This window comes from Blastococcus sp. TBT05-19, assembly GCF_003319095.1.
Lineage (GTDB): Bacteria > Actinomycetota > Actinomycetes > Mycobacteriales > Geodermatophilaceae > Blastococcus.
Window position 1 is genome coordinate 70,854 of record NZ_QOHI01000006.1, and the last position, 15,049, is coordinate 85,902.

The 15,049-nt window shown below is 75.2% G+C and carries 21 protein-coding genes; 8 read left to right on the top strand and 13 right to left on the bottom strand.

Annotated elements, in window-relative coordinates:
- The first annotated feature begins 93 nt into the window (after window positions 1–93).
- From DQ244_RS16000 to DQ244_RS16015, 4 genes are all read left to right on the top strand, one after another.
- Complete coding sequence (locus tag DQ244_RS16000) at window positions 94–744, top strand: hypothetical protein (RefSeq protein ID WP_233491641.1); 651 nt, start codon at window positions 94–96, stop codon at window positions 742–744.
- Between the two features lie 77 nt (window positions 745–821).
- Window positions 822–1,091, top strand: a complete 270-nt coding sequence (locus DQ244_RS16005; RefSeq protein ID WP_113812500.1) for a DUF2277 domain-containing protein — start codon at window positions 822–824, stop codon at window positions 1,089–1,091.
- A 57-nt stretch (window positions 1,092–1,148) separates the two neighbouring features.
- Window positions 1,149–1,658 carry a PGPGW domain-containing protein gene (locus DQ244_RS16010; RefSeq protein ID WP_113812501.1) on the top strand — a complete coding sequence of 170 codons (510 nt, stop codon included), beginning with the start codon at window positions 1,149–1,151 and terminating at the stop codon, window positions 1,656–1,658.
- Between the two features lie 43 nt (window positions 1,659–1,701).
- Window positions 1,702–3,135 (top strand): glycosyltransferase family 39 protein, encoded by a 1,434-nt coding sequence (locus DQ244_RS16015; protein ID WP_233491647.1) that lies wholly within the window; start codon window positions 1,702–1,704, stop codon window positions 3,133–3,135.
- Between the two features lie 8 nt (window positions 3,136–3,143).
- On the opposite strand, the gene DQ244_RS16020 is transcribed toward DQ244_RS16015, so the two are convergent.
- From DQ244_RS16020 to DQ244_RS16050, 7 genes are all read right to left on the bottom strand, one after another.
- Complete coding sequence (locus tag DQ244_RS16020) at window positions 3,144–3,833, bottom strand: glycosyltransferase (protein WP_199580435.1); 690 nt, start codon at window positions 3,831–3,833, stop codon at window positions 3,144–3,146.
- The gene (locus tag DQ244_RS16025) at window positions 3,830–4,681 is read right to left on the bottom strand and encodes an NAD(P)-dependent oxidoreductase (protein WP_113812502.1); all 852 of its coding nucleotides are present in this window, start codon (window positions 4,679–4,681) and stop codon (window positions 3,830–3,832) included. Before DQ244_RS16025 ends, DQ244_RS16020 begins: the two co-directional genes overlap by 4 nt.
- A complete protein-coding gene (locus DQ244_RS16030) occupies window positions 4,678–5,475 on the bottom strand; it encodes an aldolase/citrate lyase family protein (RefSeq protein WP_113812503.1) in 798 nt (265 codons plus the stop codon). Before DQ244_RS16030 ends, DQ244_RS16025 begins: the two co-directional genes overlap by 4 nt.
- 55 nt (window positions 5,476–5,530) lie before the next feature.
- Window positions 5,531–6,589, bottom strand: a complete 1,059-nt coding sequence (locus DQ244_RS16035; protein WP_113812504.1) for an ABC transporter ATP-binding protein — start codon at window positions 6,587–6,589, stop codon at window positions 5,531–5,533.
- Window positions 6,586–7,983, bottom strand: coding sequence for an iron ABC transporter permease (locus tag DQ244_RS16040; RefSeq protein ID WP_233491649.1), 1,398 nt, complete (start codon window positions 7,981–7,983; stop codon window positions 6,586–6,588). The genes DQ244_RS16035 and DQ244_RS16040 overlap by 4 nt, the downstream gene beginning before the upstream one ends.
- Before the next feature lie 206 nt (window positions 7,984–8,189).
- On the bottom strand, window positions 8,190–9,209 hold the full coding sequence (locus DQ244_RS16045; protein ID WP_199580436.1) for an iron ABC transporter substrate-binding protein: 1,020 nt from the start codon (window positions 9,207–9,209) through the stop codon (window positions 8,190–8,192).
- Between the two features lie 90 nt (window positions 9,210–9,299).
- Window positions 9,300–9,527: a hypothetical protein gene (locus tag DQ244_RS16050; RefSeq protein ID WP_113812506.1), complete on the bottom strand. Its 228-nt coding sequence runs from the start codon at window positions 9,525–9,527 to the stop codon at window positions 9,300–9,302.
- A 78-nt stretch (window positions 9,528–9,605) separates the two neighbouring features.
- Here DQ244_RS16050 and DQ244_RS16055 point away from each other — a divergent pair, with 78 nt between their 5' ends.
- Both DQ244_RS16055 and DQ244_RS16060 read left to right on the top strand, forming a co-directional pair.
- Window positions 9,606–10,055 (top strand): GNAT family N-acetyltransferase, encoded by a 450-nt coding sequence (locus DQ244_RS16055; protein WP_113812507.1) that lies wholly within the window; start codon window positions 9,606–9,608, stop codon window positions 10,053–10,055.
- On the top strand, window positions 10,052–10,369 hold the full coding sequence (locus DQ244_RS16060; protein ID WP_113812508.1) for a hypothetical protein: 318 nt from the start codon (window positions 10,052–10,054) through the stop codon (window positions 10,367–10,369). Before DQ244_RS16055 ends, DQ244_RS16060 begins: the two co-directional genes overlap by 4 nt.
- 55 nt (window positions 10,370–10,424) lie before the next feature.
- On the opposite strand, the gene DQ244_RS16065 is transcribed toward DQ244_RS16060, so the two are convergent.
- Window positions 10,425–10,955 (bottom strand): hypothetical protein, encoded by a 531-nt coding sequence (locus DQ244_RS16065; protein ID WP_113812509.1) that lies wholly within the window; start codon window positions 10,953–10,955, stop codon window positions 10,425–10,427.
- 201 nt (window positions 10,956–11,156) lie between these two features.
- Between DQ244_RS16065 and DQ244_RS16070 the strand changes: the two genes are divergently transcribed.
- Entirely contained in the window at window positions 11,157–11,540 is a 384-nt protein-coding gene (locus DQ244_RS16070; RefSeq protein WP_113812510.1) for a PaaI family thioesterase, read from the top strand.
- 4 nt (window positions 11,541–11,544) lie between these two features.
- Here DQ244_RS16070 and DQ244_RS19460 read toward each other — a convergent pair whose 3' ends face one another.
- Window positions 11,545–11,700 carry a hypothetical protein gene (locus DQ244_RS19460; RefSeq protein ID WP_158544578.1) on the bottom strand — a complete coding sequence of 52 codons (156 nt, stop codon included), beginning with the start codon at window positions 11,698–11,700 and terminating at the stop codon, window positions 11,545–11,547.
- Window positions 11,701–11,766: 66 nt separating this feature from the next.
- On the opposite strand from DQ244_RS19460, the gene DQ244_RS16075 reads away from it, so the two are divergent.
- Window positions 11,767–12,048 carry a DUF427 domain-containing protein gene (locus DQ244_RS16075; RefSeq protein ID WP_113812511.1) on the top strand — a complete coding sequence of 94 codons (282 nt, stop codon included), beginning with the start codon at window positions 11,767–11,769 and terminating at the stop codon, window positions 12,046–12,048.
- A gap of 3 nt (window positions 12,049–12,051) precedes the next feature.
- Here the strand turns inward: DQ244_RS16075 and DQ244_RS16080 are convergent, their stop codons facing one another.
- The 4 genes from DQ244_RS16080 to DQ244_RS16095 form a co-directional block, all read right to left on the bottom strand.
- Window positions 12,052–12,462 carry a hypothetical protein gene (locus DQ244_RS16080; RefSeq protein ID WP_113812512.1) on the bottom strand — a complete coding sequence of 137 codons (411 nt, stop codon included), beginning with the start codon at window positions 12,460–12,462 and terminating at the stop codon, window positions 12,052–12,054.
- 115 nt (window positions 12,463–12,577) lie between these two features.
- On the bottom strand, window positions 12,578–13,549 hold the full coding sequence (locus DQ244_RS16085) for a ferritin-like domain-containing protein (protein ID WP_113812513.1): 972 nt from the start codon (window positions 13,547–13,549) through the stop codon (window positions 12,578–12,580).
- Window positions 13,550–13,723: 174 nt separating this feature from the next.
- On the bottom strand, window positions 13,724–13,942 hold the full coding sequence (locus DQ244_RS16090; RefSeq protein WP_113812514.1) for a hypothetical protein: 219 nt from the start codon (window positions 13,940–13,942) through the stop codon (window positions 13,724–13,726).
- 216 nt (window positions 13,943–14,158) lie between these two features.
- Window positions 14,159–14,950 carry an enoyl-CoA hydratase/isomerase family protein gene (locus DQ244_RS16095; RefSeq protein WP_113812515.1) on the bottom strand — a complete coding sequence of 264 codons (792 nt, stop codon included), beginning with the start codon at window positions 14,948–14,950 and terminating at the stop codon, window positions 14,159–14,161.
- Window positions 14,951–15,049: the final 99 nt, after the last annotated feature.

Consider the following 15,049-nt stretch of genomic DNA (forward strand, 5'->3'; position numbering starts at 1 on the left):
CCGCGTCGTTTCCCCGCCGGACCCCTCGGGCATGCAACCCGATCACCGCCCGGGGGGACACAGGCGGCTTCCGTCCGGACGAAGGGAACCACCATGGCCGGGAACGACCACACCAGGCACGACCACGACGCGACCGTCGGTGCTCACTCCGCCGGCGCCACCGAGGGCGCCTCGGTCAGCCGCGGCGCCGCACGGGACGCGGTCAGCGCCCAGCACGCGCGCTTCGGTGGCATCAAGTGGGGTGCCGCCTTCTTCGGCTGGCTGTCGGCCAACGGTCTGGCGGTCATCCTCATCGCGCTGCTGTCGGCGGCCGGTGTCGCGCTGGGCCTGTCGCAGGGCGTCAGCTCCGCCGACGAGGCGGCGGACGAGGTGACCACCGGCATCGGCATCGGCGGCGGCATCGCCGTCCTCGTCGTCCTCTTCCTCGCCTACCTGGCCGGCGGGTACGTCGCCGGCCGGATGTCCCGCTTCGACGGAGCCCGCCAGGGCATCGCGGTGTGGGTGATCGGCCTGCTCGTCGTGCTGGCCCTCGCCGCCGCCGGTGCCATCCTCGGCGCGCAGTACAACGTGCTGCAGCAGCTCAACCTCCCGCGCATCCCGGTCGACGAGGGCACCGCCACCACCGCGGGCATCATCACCCTGGTCGCGATCCTGCTGATCACGCTGCTGGGCGCGATCCTGGGCGGCAAGCTCGGCGAGCGCTACCACCGCAAGGTCGACCGCGCGGGCTTCGAGATCGCCTGAACCGCGGCCCCGTTCAGGGGCCCGCCCGAGCGTGCGAGGGGTGGGGGGAACGGGGTCCTCTACCTACGCTGCGGGGCATGTGCCGGAACATCCGCCCCCTGGCCAACTTCGAGCCGCCCGCCGCGGACGACGAGATCGCGGCCGCCGCGCTGCAGTACGTCCGCAAGATCAGCGGGACGGTCAAGCCGTCCCAGGCCAACACCGAGGCGTTCGACCGTGCTGTCGCCGAGGTGAGCGCCGCGTCGGCCCGGTTGCTCGAGTCGCTGGTGACCTCCGCTCCGCCGAAGGACCGCGAGGTGGAGGCCGCCAAGGCCCGGGCCCGGGCCGCCGCGCGCTACGGCACCTGACCGTCCGATTGCGCGCAACCGGAATGATCCGGCGGTCCGGCGGGTAGTGGACCCGCCATGTCCGCACCGCAGAGCACCCGTACCGCCGAGTACCGCGTCACCGGCAACCGCGCCGCCGACCAGGACGCCCGGCTGTCGGAGGGGAACGGCTCCACGGTCTGCGCCGACTGCACCGACGGGCTGGGGAAGCCCCGCGAGATCGAGCCCGGGTCCTTCCGCGAGCGCGTGCACAAGAACCGGGGCCTCGCGCTCACCTGGCGGATCGGCGTCTTCACCGTCGGGTTGCTCCTGGTCATGCTGGGCATCGCGCTGACCGTGCTGCCCGGGCCGCTCACCATCCCGCCGGTGCTCGCGGGCCTGTGGGTCTGGTCGACCGAGTTCGACTGGGCCCGCCGCTTCTTCGCCGTCTTCCGGCGCAAGGCCGTGGCCGCCTGGCGGCACGCCAAGCAGCACCCGGTGAGCTCGCTGGCGGTCACCGTCGGTGGTCTGGCCGCGGCCGGTGCGGTCTTCTGGGCGGTCGGCCACTTCCAGCTGGTCGACAAGGCCACCGCCGCCCTCGGGCTCTGATCCGCCGGAGCCCGGGGCAGGGAGGGTCGCCTAACCTGACCCGGTGAGCACGGTCGCGCTGGAGCAGTCCCCCGCGCCGTCGGCACCCCGCCCGGTCCCCTGGTCGCCGGCGGAGCTGCTCCCGCCCCTGCTGCTGGTCGCGTTCGGCGTCGTCCTGCTCCTGCCCGGGCACGGGCTGTGGTTCGACGAGCTGTTCACCGCCGAGGTCGCCCGCCGGCCGCTGGGCGACGTCCTGGCCGCGATCGGCTCCGGCCAGGGCACCACCAGCTACCTGGCGAACGTCCCGCCGGCCTACAACGCCCCGTACTACCTCGTCGTCAACGCCTGGATGGCGCTGCCCGGGCTGGGCGGCGACACGTCGTTGCGGGTGCTCTCGCTCCTGGCCGCCGCCGGCGGGGTCGCGCTGGTCACCCGCGCCACCGGCCGCCTCGCCGGCCGCGCGACGGGCGTGCTGGCCGGGGTGCTGCTCGCCTGCAGCCCGCTGCTGATCGAGCAGGCGGTCGAGGCACGCAGCTACGGGCTGGCGGTCCTCGCGACCGGCGGCGCCGCGCTGGGGCTGGTCCGCTGGCTGCAGGAGCCGCACCGGGGGGTGCTGCTCCTCGGTGCGGCCGGCGCCGGGATGGGCCTGGCGCACTGGTACGCGGTCACCGTGCTCGCCGCCTTCGTCACCGCGGCGGTGCTGCTCCGCGGTCGCCGGGCCCTGCCGGTGGTCCTCGCCGGGTTCCTGGGTGCGCTCCCCGCGGTCGGCTTCGTCGGCCTGGCCGTGCTCAACGGCACCGGGTCCAGCAACGCCGAGCACCTCAACGACACCGACGGCCGCCTGGTCGGCCTGGCGCTGGAGGCGTGGGCGGGCGGGCGCACGCCGATGCTCTGGGTGCTCCTCGGCCTCGCGGTGGTCGGCGCCGTCCGGGGGGCCGGGGTGCGCGTCGTCGGCTCCTGCTGGGTCGTCGTCCCGCTGCTGCTGCTGGTGACCGCCGAGCTGGTGCGGCCGGTGTTCCTGCCGCGGTACCTGGTGGCCGGCCTGCTCGGGCTCGCGGTGCTGGCGGCGGCCGGCGCGATGGCGCTCCCCCGCGCGGCCCGCGTGCCGGCCGCGGCCGTGCTCGTGGGCTGCTCCCTGCTCGCCTGCGTGCCGCTGACCGACCGGGGACCGCGCGAGCGCGCCGACGACGCCGTGCGGCTGCTCGCCGAGGAGCACCGCAGCGGTGAGCCGGTCGTGGCCGCCGACCAGCGGTCGGCCCTCGGCCTCGACCACTACGTGAGGGTCCTGGCCCCGCAGCTGCGCCCCGACGTCGTCCTGCCCCCGGAGGACGCCCCCGCCGACGCCGACCGGGTCTGGCTGGTCCGCCGGGTCATCGACGGCGAGCCGGTGCCCACCGACGACGACGGCATCCTGCTCGACGCCGGCCTGCGGATCGCCCAGGAGCACGAGTTCGTCGGCAGCAAGACGCGGCTGGTCGTCCAGCTCTGGACGCGCTGACCCGCAGGTCAGCGACGCGAGCGGAACGCCCAGTACAGCGACCGCACCGACTGGCGCACCCGTGCGCCCGCGGTCCAGGCCGACCGCCCGACCGGACGGCGGTCCCGCTCGACCGGCACGCTGGTCACCGGGCGGCCCGACCGGCCGACGGCGAGGACGACGCTCGGCGCGCCACCCTCGGCCACCGCCGTCACCACCGCATCGCGCACCGCCGGCCCCATCGCGAGGAAGGCACCCGCGTCCGGCGGCAGCCCGGTGAGCCGTGCGGCCACCCGGCGGTGCGCGGTACCGGTCAGCCGGCGCAGCGCCGACTCGTAGCTGCCCCGGCGGCCGGCGAACACCGCGTCCACGTCTCCGGCGGCGAGCCGGTCGAGCAGCACCGGCACCGCCTCCGGCGGGTCCTGCAGGTCGGCGTCCAGGCAGACCCAGACGTCGGCGTCGGGCTCGTCGGCCAGCCCGCGGGCGAGCGCCGCGTGCTGGCCGCCGTTGACGGTCAGCCCGGTGACCGAGAGGTGCGGCCGCTCGTCGGCCAGGGCCAGCGCCACGGTCGCGCTGTCGTCCGGCGAGGCGTCGATGACCAGCCGCAGCCGCCAGTCCCGCCCGGACAGGGCCGCCGCCAGCCGGTCGGCGAGCTCGGCCAGCGTCGCCTCGTTGCCGTACACCGGCACGACGACGGCGATCCGCGGCCCGGAGGTCATCCGGCCGCCCACGTCCGCGCCAGCCCTTCCGCGAGGTCGACCGTCGGCGTCCAGCCGAGGAGCTCGCGCGCCCGGGTCGGGTCGCACACCCAGTCGGCGGTGTCCCAGCTGCGGCCGGGGTGGGCGCCGGGCACGGTCGCGATCGGCCGGCCGGTGACCCGCTCGGCGGTGGCCACGAGCTCCTCGGTGCTGGTCTGCACGCCGGTGCCGATGTTCAGCACGACCCCCGACGGCAGGTCCGCGTCCGTGGCGGCGCGCACGCAGGCGTCGACGACGTCGCCCACCCACACCCAGTCCCGGCGGCTGATCCGCGCCGGGAGCGGCACGGGAGCGCCGGTGCGGGCCGCCGCGAGCACGGTGGGCACCAGGCGGGTGTCGTGGTCGCCGGGGCCGTAGACCTGGAAGGCGCGCAGCACCGCGGCCCGCACACCGCGCTCCGCGGCGGCGGCCTGAAGCAGCAGGGAGCCCGCGGCCTTGGTCGCGCCGAAGAAGCCCCGGGGCTCGAGCGCCGCGTCCTCGGCCAGCGGGTGCGGCGCGGCCGCGTACTCGGTGGAGGACCCCAGGCGGACCACGGCGCGGCAGGAGTCGGGCAGCGCGTCGACCAGCCACGGCGTGGTGTTGACCGCGGTGGTGGCCGCGCGCTCGGCCGGGGTGGCCTTGGCCCGGCCCGCGACCAGACCGAAGACGACGTGGGGGGCCGCGGCCCGCACCGCCGCGGCACCGGCGACCGGGTCGGCCAGGTCCACCTCCCGCCGGGTCAGCGCGGTGACCTGCCAGCCGTCCGCCTCCAGCCGCGCCACCAGGTGCCGCCCGACGAAGCCGCCGGCACCGGTCACGAGCGCTCTCACGCGGGCTGGGCCACCGGGACCCGGCCGGACGCGGCCTCCACGGCGGCGACGAACTCCTCGCGCGCCGCGGCGACGCCGGACCCGTCGGCGGCGCGGAACCGGTCGAGGCAGGCCAGCAGCCGGGGCACCTCGACGAACGGGTCGCGGCCGGCCATGTCGGCGATGAACGACCGCCGCAGGAACGTGAAGTCGGTGCGCATGCGGACCAGCTCGGCGGCCAGCAGGTCACCGGGCACCGGGAAGCCGCCGCCGGGGAGGGTCAGCCCGCCGACGCCGAAGGGCATCCGCACCTCCGCCCGCACCCGCTCCACCGTGCCGTCGACGAGCGGGCGGAACAGCTCGGTCGAGCGGCGGTCGATCCGCAGGTCGTTGAGGCCCACGTAGATGCGGGACAGCGGGCGCGCGGCGAGATCGGCCGCCCGGTCCACGGCGTCCTGCGTCTCGATCAGGATCCCCAGCCCGCAGCGCCCGGCCACGGCGTCCAGCGTCCGGTCGACCTCCTCGACCGAGCGGACCATCGGCAGCAGGATCTCGTCGGCGCCGCGTCGGACGGCGTCGTCGACCTCGTCGGCGGTCCACGGCCCGGCGCCGTTGATCCGGCACACCACGCGGCCGGGGGTGGCGGCGCGCACCGCGGAGAGGTCCTCGGGGGTGTCCGAGTTGATCTGCGTCCCCTCGCCCGCCTGCCGGCGCAGCTTTCCGCGGCGCTCCCAGTCGACGACGATGCCGGCCGCCCCGGCGGCGACGACGTCGGCGCCCCACCTCGGGTCGACGGTGAAGAGGAACAGGTCCATGCGGGGCAGCTTAGGCTTTCCTAACCCGACTGCTCCGGTGGGGTTCGGCGCGCCGTCAGACCGCGGGTTCGGGCACCGGCCCGGCCGCCGGGAAGGCCAGCGCGGAGCCGGTCACCTCGATGGCGACCTGCTCCCCCACCGCGGGCAGGTCGACCCCGCCGAGCCGCGCGGCGACGGTCCCCCCGCCGGGCAGGTCGAGCCGCACCCGGGAGTCGTGGCCGTAGAAGTCGACGGCGCTGACGCGGGCGGTCAGGGCGGTCGGCGAGGGCGCGCTCAGCCGCAGCTGCTCGGGCCGCAGCAGGATCCGCGCCGGGCCGTCCGGCTGCTCGCCCGCCACGGCGAGGCGGCCGAGCACGCAGGAGGCCACCCCGTCCCGGACGTCGGCGTCGAGCACGACGGCGTCGCCGACGAACGCGGCCACGTCGAGGTCGGTCGGTCGCCGGTAGAGCGTGCGCGGGTCGGTGAGCTGCACCAGGCGGCCGCCGCGCAGCACCGCCACCTGGTCGGCCATCGACAGCGCCTCGGCCTGGTCGTGGGTGACCAGCACGGCGGTGGCGCCGGTCGCGGCCAGCGCCGTCGACACCGCCTGCCGGGTCTCCTCGCGCAGGCCGGCGTCGAGGGATGAGAACGGCTCGTCGAGCAGCACGATCGAGGGCTCGGGCGCGAGCGCCCGGGCCAGCGCGACGCGCTGCTGCTGGCCGCCGGAGAGCTGGTTCGGGGAGCGGTCGGCCAGGTCGCCGTCCAGCCCGACCAGGGCCAGGAGCTCGCGCACCCGCGCGCGGTCGGCGCGCTGGCGCCGCGGCAGCCCGAAGGTGACGTTGCCGGTGACGCTCAGGTGCGGGAACAGCCCGCCCTCCTGCGGCACGAACCCGATCCCCCGCTTCGGCGCCGGCACACCGCGACCGGCGCCGACCACGATCCGGTCGCCGAGGGCGACCACGCCGCGATCGGGATCGTCGAAGCCCGCGACCAGCCGCAGCAGCGTCGTCTTCCCGCAGCCCGAGGGCCCGAGCAGCGCCGTCAGGCTGCCGGCGGGCACGTGCAGGTCGACGCCGTCCAGCACCTGGGTGGCGCCGAATGCCTTGGTCAGGCCGGTCACGGTCAGGGAGCTCATGGGGTCAGACCTCGTCGGGTGTCGCGGGAGAGCAGCACGGTGGCAGGCGCCGACAGCAGCACCATCACCAGGGCGTAGGGAGCCGCCGCCCCGTACTCCAGGGCGCTGCTCGCCGACCAGAACGCGGTGGCCAGGGTGGCCGTTCCCGTGGGTGCGAGCAGCAGGGTGGCGGTCAGCTCGGTGACCACGGCCAGGAAGACGAGCGCGGCCCCGGCGCCCAGGCCGGGGGCCAGCAGCGGCAGCGTGACGCGGCGCAGCCGGTCCGCGCCGGAGGAGCCGAGCGAGGCGGCGACGTCGTCGTAGAGCGGCGGGGACTGCTCGACGGCGGCCCGCACGGTGACGATCGCCCGGGGCAGGAAGAGGATCGCGTAGGCGGCCAGCAGCACCGGCACGGTCTGGTAGAGCCAGGGCGTGGCCCGGATGCTCAGGGTCACCAGCGCCAGGGCGACGACGATGCCCGGTACCGAGCTGCCCACGTACGCGGCCCGTTCCAGCAGGGTGGCGATCCGGCCGCGGGCCCGTACCGCGAGCCAGCCGACCGGCAGCGCCATGGCGGTCGTCAGCGCCGCCGCCGCGGCGGCCAGCGCGAGCGTGCTGCCGGTGGTGACGGCGAGGTCCGCGCCGTCGAGGCCGGCCGAGGCGCCGCTGCCCAGCCAGTACGCGAGGCTGCCGAGCGGCACCAGCAGGGCCAGCCCGACGAGCGCGGCGAGCACGAGCAGCGCCGGGGCCGTCCAGCCGCGCAGCGCGACCGGGCGGACCGGCCGGGCGGCCCCGCGGCCGCTGCCGGCGTAGCCCCGCGATCCGCGCAGCCGGAGCTCCGCCAGCAGCAGGAGCAGGCAGAGCAGCACGAGCACGCCGGCGAGCATGGTGGCGCCGGGCCCGTTGAAGGTGGAGCGGTACTGGTCGTAGATGGCCGTGGTGAACGTCGGGTAGCGCAGCATCTGCAGCGCGCCGAACTCGGCGAGCAGGTGCAGCGCGACCAGGAGGCTGCCGCCGAGCACCGCGACCCGCAGCTGCGGCAGCTGCACCCGCCGGAACACCGCCCAGCCCGACAGCCCCAGCCCCCGGGCGGTCTCCTCCAGCGCCGGGTCCAGCCCGCGGAAGGCGGCCACCGCGGGCAGGTAGACGAACGGGAAGTAGGACAGCGACACGACCAGCAGCGCGCCGGCGTAGGTGTCCAGACCGGGCAGCAGCGAGATCCAGGCGTAGCTGTTCACGAACGCCGGCACGGCCAGCGGCGCCACCAGCAGCACGTGCCAGAGCCTCCGGCCGGGCACCGAGGAGCGCTCCACCAGCCAGGCGGCCCCCACGCCGAGGACGGCGCAGACCGCGACCGTGCCCAGCACCAGGCGGGTGGTGTTCCACAGCAGCTCGCCGACGCGGGGCCGCAGCACGAGCTCGCGGATGCCGGTCCACCCGACGTCGAGGGTGTACCCGGCGATGTAGCCCAGCGGCAGCAGCGCCAGCGCGGCGACGCACGCCGCCAGCGCCAGGGTGACCGGAGCCCGTCCCGGCCGCCGCCGTCCCGCGGGCGCGCCGGAGCCCCGGGACTCCGGCGCGGCCGGCGTCCCGGGGCTCGGGGGGCGGAGGACGGGAGCGGTCAGAGCAGGCCCGCTTCCTGCATCAGCTCGGTGACCTTCGGGGCGTCCAGGCCACCGGGGTCGACGACGGGGGCACCGAGCTCCTCCAGCGGCGGGAGGTCGCTCGCGGAGGCGGTGCCCGTGCCGACGGCGTACTCGAGGGCCTTGCTGCCGGCCAGCTGCTCCTGCGCCTTGGCCGCGGTCAGGTAGGCCACGAGCCGCTGGGCCTGCTCCTTCTTGTCGGAGGAGGCGAGCACCCCCGCGCCGGAGACGCTGACGAAGGCACCCGGGTCCTGGTTGCCGAAGTAGTGCAGCCGGGCGTCGTCGCCGATCAGCCCGTTCTCGGCCTGGTCGCGGAACCAGTAGTAGTGGTAGGTGATCCCGACGGGGACCTCGCCCTCGTCGACGGCCTTCATGATCGCGGTGTTGCTCGCGTAGATCTCGGCGTTGCGCTGCAGCCCGGCGAGCCACTCGCGGGTGGCGTCCTCGCCCTCGAGGGCCAGGACCGCGCTGACGATCGCCTGGAAGTCGGCGCCGCCGGCGGCGATGGCCACCCGCCCCTCCCACGCCGGGTCGGCGAGGTCGAGCATCGAGGCGGGGAGCTCCTCCTCCGGGATCTCGGAGGGGTTGTAGATGAGCGCCGTGGAGCGGGCGGCGAAACCGACCCAGTTGCCCGACGACGGGCGGTAGGCCTCCCCCACCTGGTCCAGCGTCGACTGCTCCAGCGGGGCCAGCAGGCCCTCGCGGTCCAGGACGCCGATGGCGGGGCTGTTCTCGGTGAGGAAGACGTCGGCCGGCGAGGCCTCGCCCTCCTCGATGATCTGGTTCGCCAGCTCGGAGTCGTTCGCGTCGCGGAACTCCAGCTCGATGCCGGTCTCCTCGGTGAAGTCCTCGAGCATGGTGCGCACCAGGCTCTCGTGCTGGGCGCTGTACACGGTGAGCGTGTCGGCGTCCGAGCCGGCGGAGCCGCACCCGGCGAGAGCCGTGGCGAGGACGAGGGTGGAGACGACGCCGGCGGCCGCGCGCCCGGACCTGGTCACGTGGGCAATCCTCCTGGGAGTAGGCAAGGCACACCTAAGCATGCCTCGCCCGAGCCACCCGCGGCGGTGGCCCCTCCCCTCCGGGGGCCCTCAGTCCGTGTCGGGCTGCAGCTCGGCCGGCTCCGGCGTCGGGAACGGCGGGTCCCCGGCCTCCTCGGCGGCGGGTTCCGGTGCGCCCGTCTCCTCCGGCCGGTCGGGTTCCTCACCGCCCACCCCGAAGCCCTCGGCCGGCGGTGGGGCACCCGCGCCGGGGTCGGCGGCCGGGATGCCCTCGTCGGGGCGGCCGAGGTGTGGTTCGAAGGGGCTCGACATCGACATGCGCCGCCTCTACCCCGTCGGCCGCCGTCGATGCGGCCCGGCCGACGCCGTCCGAGCGACCTGGGCTAGAACTCCTGCATGACCGCCGCCGAGCCGCTCCTGCGCCGCGCCTCCTTCGCCGACCTCACCCCGTTCGAGGTCTACCGGCTCTGCCGGCTGCGGGTCGACGTCTTCGTGGTGGAGCAGGAGTGCCCCTACCCCGAGCTGGACGGCCGGGACCTGGAGCCGGCCACCGAGCACCTGTGGTTCGCCGACGACGACGGCGAGGTCCTGGCCACGATCCGCGTGCTGGACGACGGCGGCAGCCGCGCGATCGGCCGGGTGGCGACGGCGGTCGGCGCCCGGGGCCGGGGGCTGGCGGCCCGCCTGATCGAAGCCGCGCTGGCGAGCTACGGCGACGGCCCGCTCACGATGGGCGCGCAGGCCCACCTGGAGAGCTGGTACGCGCGCTTCGGCTTCCGGGTCAGCGGGCCCGGTTACCTCGAGGACGGCATCCCGCACGTGCCGATGCGGCGCGAGCCGGCGTGACCGCCGACGACGCCCGGACGCTGCGCACCGCGGCCGACCGCCTGGCGGAGCTGGCCGCGCGGACGACGCCCGGCGACTGGCGGGTGGGCGGCCTGCTCGCCAGCCGCCCCGAGGTGATCGCGCACGGGGTGGACGGCGGCACCGAGCACGTGGCGGAGGCCCGGGCCGCGACGGCGGCCTGGATCACCGCGCTCTCCCCCGCCGTGGCGGCACCGCTGGCGGCCTGGCTGCGCGAGGCCGCGGGGTCCGGGGCGCCCGACCGGTCGGCCGTGGCGCTGGCCCGGGTGCTGCTGGGCCGGCTGCCCGGAGGCTGAGACGACGAGTGCCCCGCCGGCAGGACCGGCGGGGCACTCGGCAGAGCTGGGTGGATCAGACGGGCTCGGCGCAGTAGACGGTGCCGTCGGCGTCGTCACCGGCGGGGCCGTACCAGAGCGCGGACATGGCGCTCTCGAACTCGGTGCAGACCTCGTTCTCCATGAACTCGTCGTAGGTCATCTCGTCCTTCTCGATGCCCACGACCTTGTTCTCGGCCTCGTCCGACCCGCAGTCGACGCTCTCGACCTCGGTGCCGCCGAAGCCGCCCTTCACGCAGTCGCCGACCTCGGGCTCGCCCATGCCGAACATGCCGAGGGCGCCCGCGCCGATCGCGCCGGCGACGACGACGCCACCGACGATGGGCAGGGCCTTCTTCAGACCGCTCTTCTTGGCCGGCTCGCCCGTGGGGGAAGCGCCGCCAGGCGGGGTCCAGGCACCGGGCTGCTGGCCGGGCTGCCCGAACTGCTGGTACGGCTGACCGGGCTGACCGGGCTGTCCGGGCTGACCGGGCTGGAAGGGCTGGCCGGGCTGACCCGGCTGCTGGCCGGACGGGTTCATGTCCGGGCCGGATCCGGGGTGGCTCATGGGAACTCCTGAAGTAGCGGGACTGGATGATGAGACGTGGTTCGTTCCCCGCGATCCTGTCCCATGACGAGTGCCGGCGGGCCGTCTTCCACAAGAGAAGCGCCTCGTGGAGGTAACGAACGGTTCCGCAGGCACCAGCAGCCCCAGCCGCATCCGTCGTGGTCAGGCGTGCGTGCCGACGCGGTGGGGTAGGCGCCGGCCATGGGTGACGACATGGCCACGGGCGGGTTCGCCGAGCGACTGGGTGCGCGACCGGAGGCGGCGGAGGACGGCTCCGCCCGGCTGGGGTTCGAGGCGACCGAGGAGCACCTGAACCCGGCGGGCACCCTGCACGGCGGCGTCCTCGCCACGCTGGTGGACACCGCCATGGGCTTGGCCGTGCGCACCACCACCGACGACGGCGAGGTGCCGGCGACCAGTCAGCTGACCGTCACCTACCTGCGGCCGGGCAAGGCCGGGCGGGTGGAGGTCACGGCGCGGCTGCGGACCCGCGGCGAGCACCTCACGGTCTGCGAGGCCGATGTGGAGCAGGACGGCGAGGCGCTCGTGCACGCCGTCGCCACCTTCGCCCTGCTGCAGCGCTGAGCCGCTACCGGCCCAGCTGGCTGACGAGCACCATGAACAGGACGAGCAGTCCCATCACCAGGACGATCCCTGCGGGGATGAGCACCCGCGCGCGGCGCTTGTTCCGCTCGTCGGTACCGCCGTCGTCCGGGGTGGAGGAGGTGTGGTCGGGGTCTGCCATGTCGCAATCCTGACTGCTGGAGCGGACCGGGGCGCGGGCGCGCGCTCCGGGGAGGACCATCGGGCCATGACCACCGCTACGTGGAACGGCACCGTGATCGCCGAGTCCGACGACATCGTGACCGTCGAGGGCAATGCCTACTTCCCGCGCGACTCCGTGCGCGCGGACGTCCTGCGGCCGTCGGAGACGACCTCCGTCTGCCCGTGGAAGGGGACGGCGTCCTACTTCAGCCTCGAGGTCGACGGTGCGGTCAACGCCGACGCGGCGTGGACCTACCCGGAGCCGAAGGACGCGGCGAAGGAGATCACCGGCCGCCTGGCGTTCTGGAAGGGCGTCGAGGTCCGCTGAGCGTCAGCGCCCGGGCCGGGCGCCGGCGAGCTCGCGGGCGGTCCGTGCGGCCTCGGCGTCGAGCTGGCGGCCCACCGCCTCGGTGTAGGCGTCCCACGCCTGCTGCGGGGTGAGCCCGAGCGCGGTGGCGATCTGGTCCCAGCCGGCGCCGCCGCGCAGGGCGGCGCGCATGCCCACCAGCTGGCTGTCGTGCGCCTTGCGCGCGACCACCTCGCCGAGGGCGAGCAGCTCCAGCGACTCGTGCACGTCGAGCTGGGTCTGGTCCTGCAGCAGCGACGTCCAGGAATCCGCGTCGTCGTCGTGGACCGTGTTGAGGGCGGTGTCGCCGTTGTCGCGGCGGCTGAGGAAGTCCAGCCGGGTGGCGGCCGTCATCAGCGAGAACTCCGCCTCGAGGGCCTCGGGTGTGATGCTCATGCCCCGGGGCTTCCCCGTCCCGCTCGGCGTGGCAAACCCCGCGGGACGGCGATCCTGCGCACCGGAGGGCCCGCACCCCTGATGGGATGCGGGCCCTCCATGCGTGGCGGGGGTGTCAGCTGGTGACGCCCACGGCCTCCTTGGCGACAGCGGCGAGCGCGACCTGGGCGGCGCTGATGACGCTGGACCGGTTCTTGTGGGTCTCCTCGTAGCGGATGATCACCCGGATGTCGTGCGGCTCCTTGAGCCCCTTGACGGCCTTGGCGGCGTCCGTGGTGTTCAGCGAGTCGAAGCCCTTGATCGGCAGCTCGTCGGCGGTCACGTCACCGAGCTCCTCGCGGGCGTTGCGCGCCAGCTCGGCGGCGTCCTTGTTGCCCTCGCGGCGGGCGATCCGCTCGGCGCGGCGCAGCGAGGCGGCCCGGCCGACGGTCAGCGTCTCGCGAGCGGCGTCGGCCAGCGCGGTGGCGCGGCCCACGACACCCTTGACGTTCTCGCTGGTCTCCTCACCGGCGTGCTGCACGGTGTCCACGGCGTTGTTCACCGTGTTGGCGACGAAGCGGACCGGAGCGTTGACGGCCTTGGCGACACCGCCGGCGACCTTCTGCAGCGGGGTCGCGACGAGCGCGGCCGGGCCACCGAGGGCCTCCTCGGCCATGACGACGGTCAGCCACTCGACGGTCGCCTTGTGGGCGTCGATCAGCTTCTCGGCGAGGCGCTCGACGCGCGGCTGCTCGGCGGCCTGGGCGAGGACCTTCACGTAGGTGGCGCGGTCGAGCAGCTGGTGCTCGAGCTGCAGGTCCGTGAGCAGGGCCTCCTCGATGGGGGTGGCCTGCTCGAAGGTGGCCTTCAGGACGGCGGAGAGGCGGCCGATCGCCGGGGTGACGACGTCCGGCACGCCACCGAGCGAGCGCAGCTGCTCGGTGATCTCGAGCGAGCGGGCCGCGGCGTTGTCGGCGTTCTTGGTGAGCTCCCGACGAACGGCGTCGGTACGGGCCTGGGAGATCCGCGTCCGTGCGACCTGCTCCTCGGTCTGCGTGAGCAGGACGAGGGCGCGCAGCTGGTTGATGATCTTGTTGTTGTCGGTCATGACGAAGAACAGCTCCAGAGATTTGGGGATGACCTGACGGCTCTGTGAGTGCCCCGAAATCCGGAGTGCTAACTCCTGCAAGCAGATTGCTAGCAGTGAGGCTCGTCACTCGGGTGGGTGGACGCAGAAGGGCTCCGCCCCCGGTGGGAGCGGAGCCCTTCGGCCTCCGGTCGTTCAGCCGGCGTCGGCCGGCACCCGGGCCGGCACCATCGGGCGGCGCGGGCGCACGTCGAAGCGCAGCACCGGCTGGGTCATGTCGTCGGTCGTCTCGAAGGTGGGGCGGGGGGCCAGCCGGACGCGGCGAGGGGGCAGCGGCGACGGGGGCATGAGCTTGCCGCAGCCGATGCAGTAGCGGCCGCGCTGGTGCCCGGTTCCGCAGTGCGCACAGTTCATGTCGACCTCCTCGGCGCCCCGGGGCCGGGGCGGAGAGGGAACCCTGACAGCTCGGCGCGGCGGCGGGCAGACGCTTCTGGCTGGTGTGGCGAGCCGTTACCCGACCGTCATGGAACCGGGCGGTTCCGCTGCCCCGCGCTCGGGCGATGTGCGGCCGTGGCGCAGTCGAGCGTGCTGGACGCGCCGTGGGCGCACATCGCCGGGGCCCGCACCGGCTCAGCGCCCGGTCCACCGCGGCGGGCGCTTCTCCAGCCGGGCCGCGACGCCCTCCGCGCGGTCCTCGCTCAGGTAGGGGTTCGGGCCGACGTCGAGCCGCAGCCCCTGCCAGAGCGGCAGCTCCAGCGCCTTGACCGCGGTCTCCTTCATGCGCCGCACGGAGATCGGGGCGTTGGCCGCGATGCGGTCGGCGAGCTCCAGGGCGGCGGGCAGCACGGCGTCGGGGTCGACGAGGCGGTTGACCAGCCCCCACCGCTGCGCCTCCTCCGCGCTCAGCCGGTCGCCGGTGAACAGCAGCTCCAGCGCGATGCCCATCGGGATGCGCTTGGGCAGGACGACGGAGCCGAAGTTGGCGCCCATGCCGATCGCGGCCTCCGGCAGCGCGAAGTGCACCGCGGGCGAGGCCACCCGGAGGTCGCAGGCCAGCGCGAGCTCGAACCCGCCGGCCACCGCCGGGCCGTTGAGGGCGGCGATCACCGGCACGGGCACCTCGGTCACCACCTCGAACACCGCGCGGGCGGGCCGGCCCATGGGCGGGCGGAACCGCTCGCCCCGCTCGTCGGCGGCCCGGATCTCCTTCAGGTCGAAGCCGGCGCAGAACGCGGGGCCGGTGCCGGTCAGCACCACCGCGCGCACGCCGTCCTCGGGGATGCGCAGCAGCTCCTCCACCAGGTCGGCCTGCAGCTCGGTGGAGAGCGCGTTGCGGCGGTCGGGCCGGTCCAGGGTCAGCACCCGCACGTGCTCCCGGTCCTCGACGACCAGTCCCGACCCGTGCCGTCGCGCGTCCGCCATGCCCGGCACCCTTCCGCGCCCGCAGCCGGAGAGGCAAACCGGCGCCGGCGCGGCCTATCGGCAGGACGCGGCGGGACCGGGACCGAGGAGCTGCCGCGA